This is a genomic window from Gilliamella sp. W8145 (assembly GCF_016101145.1).
In the GTDB taxonomy this organism is placed as follows: Bacteria; Pseudomonadota; Gammaproteobacteria; order Enterobacterales; family Orbaceae; genus Gilliamella; species Gilliamella apis_A.
In genome coordinates, this window is sequence record NZ_JACFRC010000001.1 from 1,275,704 (window position 1) to 1,289,121 (window position 13,418).

General features: G+C 33.3%; 10 protein-coding genes and 4 tRNA genes. 3 read left to right on the forward strand and 11 right to left on the reverse strand.

Translation table 11 applies throughout. From position 1 onward, the window contains the following. Nucleotides 1-7: 7 nt before the first annotated feature. The 5 genes from lepA to H3T80_RS05710 form a co-directional block, all read right to left on the reverse strand. Nucleotides 8-1,804, reverse strand: coding sequence for a translation elongation factor 4 (lepA, locus tag H3T80_RS05690; protein WP_065578602.1), 1,797 nt, complete (start codon nt 1,802-1,804; stop codon nt 8-10). A gap of 127 nt (nt 1,805-1,931) precedes the next feature. After that, the gene (locus H3T80_RS05695; protein WP_181414627.1) at nt 1,932-2,840 is read right to left on the reverse strand and encodes a MucB/RseB C-terminal domain-containing protein; all 909 of its coding nucleotides are present in this window, start codon (nt 2,838-2,840) and stop codon (nt 1,932-1,934) included. A 99-nt stretch (nt 2,841-2,939) separates the two neighbouring features. After that, nucleotides 2,940-3,500, reverse strand: a complete 561-nt coding sequence (locus H3T80_RS05700; RefSeq protein ID WP_198200607.1) for an RseA family anti-sigma factor — start codon at nt 3,498-3,500, stop codon at nt 2,940-2,942. 35 nt (nt 3,501-3,535) lie between these two features. Next, nucleotides 3,536-4,108, reverse strand: coding sequence for an RNA polymerase sigma factor RpoE (gene rpoE, locus H3T80_RS05705; RefSeq protein WP_198200610.1), 573 nt, complete (start codon nt 4,106-4,108; stop codon nt 3,536-3,538). 201 nt (nt 4,109-4,309) lie between these two features. Continuing rightward, nucleotides 4,310-6,781 (reverse strand): class I adenylate cyclase, encoded by a 2,472-nt coding sequence (locus H3T80_RS05710; RefSeq protein WP_198200612.1) that lies wholly within the window; start codon nt 6,779-6,781, stop codon nt 4,310-4,312. Between the two features lie 108 nt (nt 6,782-6,889). On the opposite strand from H3T80_RS05710, the gene H3T80_RS05715 reads away from it, so the two are divergent. The 3 genes from H3T80_RS05715 (at nt 6,890) to H3T80_RS05725 (ending at nt 10,353) form a co-directional block, all read left to right on the forward strand. After that, complete coding sequence (locus tag H3T80_RS05715) at nt 6,890-7,513, forward strand: CoA pyrophosphatase (protein WP_198200614.1); 624 nt, start codon at nt 6,890-6,892, stop codon at nt 7,511-7,513. Between the two features lie 300 nt (nt 7,514-7,813). Continuing rightward, nucleotides 7,814-8,614, forward strand: coding sequence for a YdgH/BhsA/McbA-like domain containing protein (locus H3T80_RS05720; RefSeq protein WP_198200616.1), 801 nt, complete (start codon nt 7,814-7,816; stop codon nt 8,612-8,614). A gap of 233 nt (nt 8,615-8,847) precedes the next feature. Further along, on the forward strand, nt 8,848-10,353 hold the full coding sequence (locus H3T80_RS05725) for a hypothetical protein (protein WP_198200618.1): 1,506 nt from the start codon (nt 8,848-8,850) through the stop codon (nt 10,351-10,353). Between the two features lie 265 nt (nt 10,354-10,618). Here H3T80_RS05725 and H3T80_RS05730 read toward each other — a convergent pair. The 6 genes from H3T80_RS05730 to H3T80_RS05755 form a co-directional block, all read right to left on the reverse strand. Then, nucleotides 10,619-10,693, reverse strand: a tRNA-Gln gene (locus H3T80_RS05730). A gap of 131 nt (nt 10,694-10,824) precedes the next feature. After that, nucleotides 10,825-10,899: transfer RNA gene (locus tag H3T80_RS05735), tRNA-Gln, on the reverse strand. A 26-nt stretch (nt 10,900-10,925) separates the two neighbouring features. After that, nucleotides 10,926-11,010, reverse strand: a tRNA-Leu gene (locus H3T80_RS05740). Nucleotides 11,011-11,047: 37 nt separating this feature from the next. Then, nucleotides 11,048-11,124 (reverse strand) — tRNA-Met (locus H3T80_RS05745). A 117-nt stretch (nt 11,125-11,241) separates the two neighbouring features. Further along, a complete protein-coding gene (locus H3T80_RS05750; protein WP_198200620.1) occupies nt 11,242-12,339 on the reverse strand; it encodes a multifunctional CCA tRNA nucleotidyl transferase/2'3'-cyclic phosphodiesterase/2'nucleotidase/phosphatase in 1,098 nt (365 codons plus the stop codon). Then, nucleotides 12,340-12,954, reverse strand: a complete 615-nt coding sequence (locus H3T80_RS05755; protein WP_198200622.1) for a TIGR04211 family SH3 domain-containing protein — start codon at nt 12,952-12,954, stop codon at nt 12,340-12,342. Nucleotides 12,955-13,418 lie beyond the last annotated feature (464 nt).

The following is a 13,418-nucleotide window of genomic DNA, read 5'->3' on the forward strand; positions in this document are numbered from 1 at the left end:
TAACTGATTAATCTTTTCCTACATGCAAAATTGCTAAAAACGCTTCTTGAGGCAGTTCAACATTACCTACTTGCTTCATGCGTTTTTTACCCTCTTTTTGCTTCTGTAAAAGTTTCTTTTTACGACTAACGTCACCGCCATAACATTTGGCTAATACGTTTTTGCGTAATTGTTTTACTGTAGAACGTGCTATTACATGATTACCAATTGCCGCTTGAATTGCTATATCAAACTGTTGACGAGGAATAAGATCTTTCATCTTTTCCACTAATTCTCGGCCACGGTAAGGTGCATTATCTTTGTGCGTGATAAGTGCCAATGCATCAACTCGTTCACCATTAATCAATACATCAAGTCTTACCATGTCAGCAACTTGGAAACGTTTAAAACTATAATCTAAGGAAGCATAACCACGTGAAGTCGACTTAAGTTTATCAAAGAAATCCAACACAACTTCGGTCATTGGTATTTCGTAAGTTAATGCAACTTGATTGCCATGATAAACCATATTAACTTGTACACCACGTTTTTCAGCACATAATGTTATTACATTACCTAAGTAAGTTTGTGGTACTAAAATATTACATTCAGCTATCGGCTCACGCAGTTCTTGAATATTGTTTACGGCCGGTAGTTTAGCAGGGCTATCAACATAAATGATTTCATTTTGAGTGGTTAAAACCTCATAAACTACCGTTGGAGCTGTTGTAATAAGATCAAGGTTATATTCGCGCTCTAATCGTTCTTGAATGATTTCCATATGCAACAAGCCAAGGAAACCACAACGGAAACCAAATCCTAATGCACCTGAATTTTCTGGTTCATAAAAAAGTGAAGCATCGTTAAGGCTTAATTTACCTAATGCATCACGAAATGCTTCGTAATCATCTGAGCTAGTTGGAAACAAACCTGCATAGACTTGTGGTTTAACTTTCTTAAAACCTGGTAATGCTTTCTCAGCAGGTGCTCTAGCTGATGTTAAGGTATCACCGACTGGTGCACCTAAGATATCTTTAATAGCACAAACCACCCAACCTACTTCACCGCAATGTAAACAGTCTTTATCAACTTGTTTTGGTGTAAAGATACCTAAACGATCAACATTATAAGTCATTCCGGTACTCATAACTTTGATTTTCTCACCTTTGCGCAGTTCACCATTTTTAATACGAATTAGTGATACAACACCTAGGTAGTTATCAAACCATGAGTCAATAATTAGCGCTTGTAATGGTGCATTGGAATCACCTTCGGGTGCAGGAATATCATGAACAAGTTGTTCAAGTACATCAACTACTCCAACACCGGTTTTCGCTGAACATCTGACTGCATTGCTAGCATCTATACCAACAATGTCTTCAATCTCTTCTGCCACTCGTTCAGGTTCAGCCGCAGGTAAATCGATCTTATTAAGTACTGGCACGACTTCTAGATCCATATCGAGTGCCGTATAACAATTGGCAAGTGTTTGCGCTTCAACACCTTGTCCAGCATCGACTACCAATAATGCTCCTTCGCATGCAGCTAACGAGCGTGATACTTCATAAGAGAAGTCGACATGTCCAGGAGTATCAATAAAATTCAGCTGATATGTTTGGCCATCTTTAGCATGAAAATCTAAAGTAACACTTTGAGCTTTAATCGTAATCCCTCGTTCACGTTCCAAATCCATCGAGTCTAGAACTTGAGCTTCCATTTCGCGATCAGAAAGTCCACCACAAATTTGGATAATACGATCAGAAAGCGTTGATTTACCATGGTCAATATGAGCAATAATTGAAAAATTGCGGATATTTTTATTCATATCAATAAGTTATATTTTAGTTATGTACTGTTAATTATCATTAATGTTATTGGCTATAAATAACAAGTCAAATAATCACGAATTTGAAAGCAGACATTCTACACATTAATAGTGAGTAAGCATAGTGTTATCGAGAGTTTTCCGATGATTTCTCAACAATATTTTGTGCAATTTTTTCTATTGTCACTTGTGGTAAATTGCCAATAATTATAATATTTTTATTACCCATGTTAGTTGAGAAAATCGTTCGGCCACCTTGCTGTATAATCTGATTTAATTGACTGGCCTGCTCTAAAGAAACATTTACAGTAAATGAAAACACACCATCAGAAAACAGCTTAGTTGCTATATCAGAGCTATAAAAATTTACATTATAAGCAGCTATTTCTTTAAACCCTTTAGGTAACCATGCTAAATGCCAAGCATCAAGAAGATTATTTTGTTTTTCAATTGATAATAAAATTGGGTAGGTTCGATTATCAATATAATTTTTAAATTTTTTTGCATCAAAGTCTTTATCGAGATCAACCACTTTTAATTGATTAACAATATCATTATCTTCATCTAGTAAATCAATGCGTAGAGGTAAAAAATTTTCATCATCGATCCATATAACATAACTGTAACGATCTTTATCTTTAGCAATAATTTTGACTAATTGAGCGCCTCGGTTAGCCGTTCTAGCTTTTCCTAATAAAATAAAATCATAAATATTAGCTAATGAATTAAAATCATTATAAACAACGTCAGGAAAAGCTTCTGTAATGCGGGAACTTGAAATCGAAAAAGAAGGACTATCTGGTTGAAAATAACTAGTAGTATTATTATGTAAAATAATCTCTTTAGCTGGACCTTCAAGATAAAGTAGTTGAGCATTAATATTCTCTTTCTTATCAGCACCTAAATGATTATATTCAAAAGTAGTTGCATATTGATCTTTATCTTGGGCAACAAAATGAATTTGATAATCTCGTGTCTGCACCGCTTTGGTCATTTTATTGAGTAAACTCAGTGCATCATGTGTTTCTTCAGCCATAACTGATGCGGAGAAAAATATAAAAAACAGAGTAATAATAAAATTGTTACTCTGTTTCAGCTTAAGTGTTATCAAAGAATAAAGAACATTCATTTTAAGTTAACGAGCATTTAACCTTTTTTGTAATTCATAATCTTGAACCAACAACCTAATCTTATCATATTGTCTTTTTTCAAGAAGTTGCTGATCATTATGTTGTTGTATACCACCAACAGGCGCAACGTTTACCCCCATAGGGATAGTATTTAGCGTAGGCGCACCACTAGCTTCATCTGATTGACCTTGATGATATTGAACTCCAGCAATAATAGCTAATGTAACACAAGCAGCTAATCCAACTTGACTAACTTTAGCCATAATATCTTTCATTCGTATCCAGAATAGATTTTCGGCTTTTGGAATTGAAATCTTATTTTGAGATGGTTGCTCAGTTAATTGTGGATATAAATCATCATCAGCAATCGCCAAAGCAACTTGATTAGTAATATCTAATGTTAATGAACTACCGTGCAATTCTCCTCGCATTGCGTCTCTTGCAATATGATAACGATGCCAGCAGGATTGCAAACTTTCATCATGAGTAACCATTTCAACAAAGTGTTGATCAGTTAACTCACCATCCATTAATAATGAAAGTTGCTGTTTCTGTTCTATTTGCATAGTAGATACCTTAAATGTCTTGCTACTTAATTTATTTAACCAATTAAAGGTTTAATTTTTTCATCAATAGCATCACGAGCTCTAAAAATTCGTGATCTAACTGTTCCAACCGGTGTTCCCATAATCTCCGCAATTTCCTCATAACTTAGACCGTCAATTTCACGTAATGTGATAGCAGTTCTCAAATCATCAGGTAATGCTTCAATTGCATCAAATACAACTTTTTCAACTTCTTTAGAAAGAACCAAACTTTCTGGGTTATCGACAACTCTCAATGAGTCGGCACCTTCATAACTTTCAGCTTCACTAGCATCAATATCCGAAGATGGCGGTCGTCGACCTTGCGAAATTAAATAATTTTTTGCTGTATTAACCGCAATTCGGTACAACCAAGTATAAAAAATACTTTCACCCTTAAAAGAACTTAACGAACGATAAGCTTTGATAAAGGTTTCTTGCACAACATCAGGGACCTCAGAAGGTAAAACGTAACGTGATACCAAATGAGCTAGCTTATTTTGATAACGAACAACAAGTAAATTAAACGCATTTTTATCTCCGTTTAAAACGCGATCAACTAAAACTTGGTCTGTTATTTGCTCCCCCATTAAAGGCCATTCCTTATTATGTTAATAACTATTAGTTGGCCCAAAACTGTGCACTCTAACAGTTAGATTCGTAAATTTAAAAAAAGTTCCCATTATTTTAATAGAAATTTCATTTTTTGAATCAATCATTTTCATTTTTAATTATTTATATACTAAAAGATAATGATTTTATTAAATTTTTGGATAAATTTTTTTAGATAATTAATTCAATAAGAAGATTTCGCGCTCACCCGCATCATTATATGTGATCTGATAAAATTGCGGTAAATTAAAATTAACTGAGCTACTGGTAGTGAAAGTAAAACGGTCATCAGATAATACATAAAAATCATTGATATCTTTAACCATATTTTCTTTAGTACCATTACAATTACGGTATATTTCTATTTGATTATGTTCATTTAAAATATATAAGTCAAATCCTGAAATGGTATCTTCAAAGAAGAATTGAATAATACCTTCATAAGCGACGCTATCTATCTCTTTAGGTAATTCATTGCTTTCATCTAAGATATTTAACGGCCTACCTTGAACCTTATTATTCGATACCGCTCCATAAAAATCAATAGCATTTTCAAACTGATGAAATGAAACGCCAAATCGTTCAAAAAATAGATACCATGAAGCACCATCTATTCTAAGTGGTTTGACTTGAGTTAAGTTATTTTTAGTAGTAGTTAATCGTAAATCAACACAGTCATCCATCAGTTTTTTCATTTGTTTACGGATTTCATGACTAAGATGTTTACTATAACAAAAAATTTCGACTGAGTTAGGTAAATCAGCATCTTTATGCATACGATTAAGTAATGCTTTTATAGCTTCAAGTACACATAAAGAACCGCTAAAATGTAACACTCGAATCTCATTCCATGAGTTACGATAAAGTAAATCGATAGAACCAACTAAGCTTAATTCTTGCTTGCCATAATTTAAAACATTAGTACTAATTTCATCCTCAAGTTCTAAATTAATAGTTGGATCATCTTCTAAATTCAAGATAATAGCTAAATGGCGTATTTCACAAGGCCCATATAACTGTTCCTCAGTTGCGGTAGGTACATCTATCGGAAAATAATTTTTCAGATCTTCGATGAGCTTGGTTATTCTTTGATTTTCTCGTTCATCACCATCGTAATAATAAAAATTGGTTGAATCAGAAATTAAACCATTAAAGTAACACCAACCAACTAATTTGACTAAGTATTTACTATATTCTAAGTATTGATGACCAATAATAGAATTTAGTTTAGGCGTTTGATTATAAACATACCAACCGGCTCGATTAATACGATCTTCTTTGACATGAATAAAAGTTAATACCTCTTCTTGCAGATTATCCGAAATATTAAGTTTTAATGTTGAAATTTTACCCGGTAAAACTTCAAAAGAGGCATATAATTTACGAGTCAATATGGCCAAATCTTGTGGGCTAATAAGTGAATCTAAGTTATTACGACGCCCAAAATTGAGTAAATTACGATAACCTGTCATCATTGTGTGGAGCATTATTTCGTGTATTTCACGTACTTGTTCTATTTTCCATGTTTTACTGGCGTCCAATTTTACCAATAACTTATGCTTCCATCCCCATTGTTGAACTAATTCATGTAATATTTTACGACGCCATGATGATGGTTGATCATTATCTGATAATTTTTCATTTACTTTTAAATAAAAGCAATGTCTTACCAACTCAAGGCGTTGAAAATCTCTAATTTCAATTAGATAATTAGAAATCCGATCTAATAACATAGAGTATGAGTCAAGATAATGATGAACGTGAATTTCACCTTTTTGAATATACTCGCGCATTTCATAAGCAATTGGTCTATTTTCAGGATAGATTGAAGAATAAACTTCAAGTAGTAATGTTTTTAATACAGCTTTAAATGGTGAATCGATACTTTTATAGAGTTGCCATAAACTTGCACCAAAATACTCTTCTGCAGACAATCCTGTAAGTGGTCCAAAATCGATCCATTCTTCACGTTTGATTATATTAGCAACCACCAATGCTTGAACACATGTTTCATAAGTTGGGTAAGTAACATCATTAATTGTAAAATCAGCTGGAACTGCAAACCATAGCAGTCGTTTACCAGCTAAAAGATTGGCCGAACGATAGAACTCTTCAAGCAATAAAATATGTTGTGCTGAACCACAGTTTTCACCCATCAAACATTCATGATGTTGGTTGATAAATCGATCGACATCAACGACAAATAAAGTAAGTTTTACACCAATTTTTTCAGCCCACTCTTCAATCAATCGACACTTTGTTATTAAAGCTTGCTTTTTAACTGTAGATAAATTATTTTCGATACAAACCCATATATCAAGATCCGAGGTAACTGCCTGTCCTATAGAGCAAGTACTACCCATTGAATATAGTGCAGATATATCAGAATATTTTTTCTGTGTAGTGTTATTAAAATTGAAACAATGTTGTAGTTGTTCAATAATCTCGTTTGAAGGTTGATAGTATGCAATACCTGATGGCGTTTCTATATCAAGATAACCGGGAAGATCTGGATGATGAAAATGAAAAAGCACTGGTAACAATGAAAAAACTCGTTGGAATTCCAAAGGCATTCCACTTCGAGCTCGCTCATGTTTCAGAATAGCAAGATCATCAAGTTCTTTTTTTATGTTATTAATATCGTATTGCATAGTATTATTCAGGTGAAACAGATGTACTATTGACGAACAATTTCTCCAATAAGTTTATATTATAACGTAAAAAGAATGTAAATCTAAAAATAAAACGAAATAAATATCATGACCACAATAAAAAAAATATCACAAGCTTTAAAAAAAACCAAAAACCAATTTCATACTATTAATAAAGCTGCTGTTTTAATCCCAATTATAACTATCGAAAATCAATTACACCTACTCTTTCAAGTACGTTCAAAGAAACTTAAATGGCAACCCGGTGATATTTGTTTTCCTGGTGGTCGCGTTGAAGCAACTGATGATAACCCTGAATATACAGCTAAACGTGAAACCTTTGAAGAGTTAGGCATTACCATTGATAAAATAACTATTTTAGGACAATTACCGAAATTTATTGCTTCGTTAGGAATGATGATTTATCCATTTGTCGCAAAAATTGAATCTTTAGATAATTTGCTACTTAATCAAGATGAAGTTGAATCTATTTTTACGGTTCCACTTGAATGGTTTATTAACCATCAACCGAAACAAGCCACTATGTTAGTTGGTTTTAAACCTGACGACAATTTTCCATTTGAATTGGTACCTAATCGAACAGCAAATTGGCAACAAAAGTCACAACATGATGTTTATTTTTATAAATATGAAAATTTTGTTATTTGGGGATTAACTGCACAAATTATTAATAGTTTTATAAGAACCATCAAATGTAATGCCCAATTATAAATTACAGCTAAATTAAATATGATTCAGTTTTGACTTTAACATAAAATGCTTTAAGAAAAATTTTTTCAAAAAAAACCAAGTGGTACCTACACAAATATTTTGATTAATATATACTATTAATCGGTTATTTCTCATTTCTATCATTTCTACCCTGTTTTATCTAGCTGTCTGAAAGAATTAGTAAAAAAATTATTTCGAGAGCGTTATTCTTGTTTAAAAAACTCTCATGCAATACCCTCATAGAATAAGCGTTACAAATTGTTTTTTAATTTTTATAACATAAATATGAAGGACATTATTATGAAACGTTTTAATAAATCATCTATTGCATTAGCTTTACTATTATCTCTACCTGTTGCCAATACTTATGCGGCATTACCATTAACAGCTGAAGAAAGTAATAACCTCATTCCTTACAAAGAAATTTCAGTAACTGGTAGCTATTTACAAGCACAAAATGCAGCAGATGATATATCTAAAGCTGCTGATGAAGCTGGAGCAAAATATTATCATATCACTGGTATTGAACAACCAGCTACTGGAACTTCAACCGATCGTGCTATTGTTTATGCTGATATTTATTTATCAAATGCACCAATTGCTGTAAGCAAAGATGAAGCTACCCATAACGGCATTGTGCTTTATCCACGATCTAAAGCTCTTTATTATTTACCATTTGAAATAGTCAAATTCAAAAGTAGCTACAACAACACATCTGAAATAATGGATTCAGCAAGTAAAATAGCTGCTGAAAAAAATGCTTATGCATTTTATGTGTATTCAATTACTGCCGATGATGTTAAAAATAATGAGCAGGAAATCGATGTTGCTTTATATAAAAAAGATGCACCTGTCCGTGACTTTATTATCTCTAAAGCAATTGCAGGTCAAGATGCTTATGAAATCACTAGTGATGCTTTCAAAGTAATGAAACCTTATCAAACTATTGTGTTCCATGGCACATTTAATAATACTAGCGAAATTAGTGCTGCTGCACAAAAATATGCTATCGCTAATGATGCTCATTTCTATTATGTTAAAGAAGTCTCTGCCAATCGTGCCGACACAGCTCAAACAGTTTATGTAAATTTATATAAATAACGATCCACTACATAATTATCCATGTGTTAAATGCCATATTTTCACACATGGATTTTTTACGTAACTAAACTTTTAGTTTCAAGCTCGACCTAATATTGCAATTCATAAGAAAAACATTTTTATCCAAGAATTAAGCTTTTTACGATCTAAGTTTGTAGTAATAAGTATCAGCATAATTTAAACACAATAAATGTATTTTTTATTTAAATTTAAGAATTAAAAGGTAAGGTAAGATGATGTTATTGAAAGGATTTAAATTTATTCTGTTTTCTCAATTTCCATGGTTAACACGATTTATCATATTCTTTTTAATTTCACTGTTTTTAATGAACGATTTAGCTTTGGCTTTGGATGCAAAAACAGTAGCAGTTATTCATGGTTCCGCCCCCTATTTTATTAACCCAGATGCGATAGGCATAAATGGATCTCGAGAATATAATCAACAAAACTTTCACTATTTTGGAGTAAAATTACAAACTACAATAAACGCTGAATTGAATAGTTTAAATGACACAATAAAATCCATAAATTTCCCTCAGGTTGATCCTAATACCACCACACCCAATCAATTGTTAACGATGTTAAAGTCTGATTATGGTTTTGAACCTATAATAATGCCATTTTCACCGACTAATCCAATTGATAACCAGAACGTCTCTGATGATGACGGCGATGTTATAGCCAAAATAACCCCACCTGATGACGGTTTTAAAATAGATTGGTTCTATCGAGCAGCCAATATATCTTATTTATTATTGGAACCAGATAGAGATAGAACCTTTTGTGAACTAGCACGGTTGGGGTGGAATCCGTATATCAGAATTTCAGGCACCATCGCTTTAGTCTCTGAATATGGCATACCAAATTATACAATTTATTCTACGCCCAAGAGTGATTTTTTGATTTACAATGCGATCAAACCTACCGTTTGTGCCAATCGACCATCAATTGTAAACTCATTTCCTTTCGAAAATAGAGATTATACTGGCGACTGGGCCCATTTAACTTGGGGCGATAACAATCTATACATAGTTGATTCTGGTTTCGTTAATAAAGTCAGTTCTGGTGGTTTTCCAAATACAGGGTTTGATCAAGCACGATTTCTCATGTTTATAGCTGGCGTACCATTTGATTTATCGACAATAACATCATCAAATAGTTCAAAGGGAGTAAATGTAGAGATAAAAAAAATTAGTGATAATGATGTAGATAGCCACCTAGCTAACACGGCTGTTCAAGTCAAATTGCTAGGAGAAGCCACTGAAGCAAATCCTACATTTTCTATAAAATCCAACGGTGAAGATATTTATTCGTTTACTATTAAGAAATGGTTTTCCGCACCCAGCCAAGATTTTTATCCTTATAATCAACGTAGAAGTATTTGTCAGGGAAACTATATCATTCCATCTATTGAAGATTTAACCAACAGTGACCAAAGTCTTATAACGAGTGGTGGTGCTTGCCAGTCTGATAATAACTCAGATAATTGTCTAGCTATTACAACAAATCACTATTATCGTCGGGTTGGAAACAATCTTTTAGCTGAATGGGGTGATGTAACTAACGAAGAAAACTATTATCATCACACCTATCCCGGTAACCATTTCCCTAAAGGACGTTTATATTGGACTTCGGACGAAAGAGATAGTAATAACCAATATGCAGTAGGTGCAACAAAAGGCGCTATTGAATGGCAGTTAAAAGATAATGAATTATATTTTGTTTGTGTGCTGAAATAGAAAATACATTCATAAATTGCGTTATAAGAAGGTATAGCGCAATTTTTATTCTTATTATAGTTAGAATAATTCTAATTTAGCTTTTAAAAAGCAAATAATCCACTTTAGTATTTACTGTTAAAAGCAATTCATCATTTATATACTAAATAAGACAAGTAAACTTAAACCAAAAATAAATAGTGGCTAATTTTTCAAAGATGATTATCAATTGACATTAATCAATTCACTCAAAAGATTAATACATAGATAATGTTTGAAAATTAAATGGCTGGGGTACCAGGATTCGAACCTGGGCATGGCGGGATCAAAACCCGCTGCCTTACCGCTTGGCTATACCCCAATATGAATCGAGATTAGATATCTAGTAAATCTACTAATTCCGCATATTTTTATAGAATTGATTATAGTGGCAAAGTTCCAATATAAAAAATAGACTAAAAAGTCAGATATAAAAATATGAGCAGATTGGAATGGCTGGGGTACCAGGATTCGAACCTGGGCGTGGCGGGATCAAAACCCGCTGCCTTACCGCTTGGCTATACCCCAATAAAGGATAGACATTAAGATTAAAATGGTGCGGGTGGAGAGACTTGAACTCACACACCTTGCGGCGCCAGAACCTAAATCTGGTGCGTCTACCAATTTCGCCACACCCGCACTGTATACTTTCGGTAAAAATACAAACTAACCTTAATGGTGGCTACGACGGGATTCGAACCTGTGACCCCATCATTATGAGTGATGTGCTCTAACCAGCTGAGCTACGTAGCCATTTCATTCGCAACGTCATAACCAACACTGCGAGGCGCATTATGCTTGTGTTACGGCAAATCGTCAACCCTTTTTTTTAGATATTTTAAAAAAAAGTGACGATTGATTAAGATGCAATCAAATACCGTTTAATAACACTTCAATTCGCCTTTTTTGTAACTCATTATGAATTAACTTTCCAGTATAACCTTCGGCAATAATATTTTGAACATCGACAGCTAGAGCTAATTTATATGCTTGTTCAAGGTATTGAGCTTGAGGAAATAATTCCGTTTTAGCATAAGATTGGCTAGCAATTATCAATTGATTAAGATGGGCTGGATTGCGCCATACATCTATTTTATTGAACAATTCGATAATTTGTTCCGCAGTTAACTGTATCACATTAGCAACACTATTGTGAAATTGCTGCACCATAATTGCTAATTTCGTATATTGATTGGGGGCTTTAATTTGTAAACAAAGCTTTTCTAGCTCAGTTTTGGATGCAAACTCACTACACAAGACTGCAAAGCGCACAGTCAAATCATCTGTCAATAAAGTCGATTTTTTTAATGCATCAGTAATAGCGCTGGAAAGTTTGAGAGATGGAAATAATAACGCTAAAGCACCACATTGTTCCAATACTTGAAAATAAACTTGAGGATCCTCAGTCGCTAGCGCCTTTTCAGTCTCTTTCCATACTCTTTCTGCTGTAAGGGTATTTATTTCACCTGCAGAGACCATCTCTTTCATTAAATTACTCGTTTCAGCAACGATTCTAAAACCTAAATGGTGATAACGGGCAGCAAAACGAGCCACACGTAAAATTCGTAGCGGATCTTCTCTGAACGCAGGAGAAACATGGCGTAATAATTTAAGCTTAATATCATTAACACCATGATAAGGATCGACAATATTGCCTTCTTGATCCATGGCAATCGCATTTATAGTAAGATCTCGTCGAATAAGATCTTGCTCTAAAGTAATATCTTTACTAAAGTCACATATAAAGCCTGTATAGCCTTTACCTGATTTCCGCTCTGTTCGAGCCAAAGCGTACTCTTCTTTAGTTTTAGGGTGTAAAAAAACAGGAAAATCTTTACCAACTTGTTGGTAACCTAATGCCAGAAGTTCATCTGGGGTTGCACCAACCACAACCCAATCTCGATCAACAACAGGGAGATGTAGCAATCTATCTCTAACTGAACCACCAACAAGATAGATTTTACTCATTTAACGCATCCAACGATCTTTTTTACGACGACCAGGCATAATAGCCGGCAAAATAAGACCAAGAAGCAAACCACCACCAGCAACTAAGCCACCATAAGTAAACCAAGTTACAATTAGATCACGGCGCTTATCATCAACTTGATTTAACATAGACTCAAGCTTCATATCTTGCTGTTTATTAAGTTGTTCTAACTCATTATTCTTAGCTTGTAGGCTTTCAATCGTTTGTTCAGCTTTTTGTAGTTTTTCCGCATAATCTCGGATGGCATTTTGTTGATTTTTTTCTGCATTATCAACTTTATCTTTATACTCAGCGAGTTGTGCTTCTAATGATGGCACAAGTTCTTTAAAACTAGGTTGATCTTTTAATTTATTAGACTCAATCCAAGCTGAATTACCATTAGAAAGCTGTATCCTTGTATATTTGCCATCAGCACTTTTTTCAAGTTCAATTACTTTTTGACCGGCTTTAACTGCGTTTGAATAGGCATATTGTGAACCTGGGCCACGACGTAGATAAATATCAACATTTTCAGTAACATATTTATCAACAGCATTGGCACTAAAAGCTACAGCAATAAAAGAAAGTAAAGTAATAATATTCTGTTTTTTCATGATATTTTAAAATTTTACCCATAATAAAAACATAATAACACAAAATGTAGGCTTTTCGCACAACCATTTGTAATAAAAATTTGTGAAGTTTAACTCTTTATTAATAACAAAATAAAATCGAATATATCGATTCACTATATGAATCAAAAAACAACACCTCAATGATATTAATCAATTAAAAATCATAATATTAATATTAGAAAAATAATGATAAATATAGATAATCTATCTTAAATAACCTAGATATATGGAGCATTTTAACCAGTCAAACCTATGCCATTCACCCTGATAATGTAATCGATTACATTATAATAAATATCCATGTGATAATTGTACTGATAGTAACTGTACGGGATTTATCAATTAACATTAAAATAAGCTCTTTCTTAAATGGGAGAGCATCTAATTAAAGCTTGATAGCAGTCTTGTAATATAAAATTATCATGTAGCAAATTGGCAGCAAA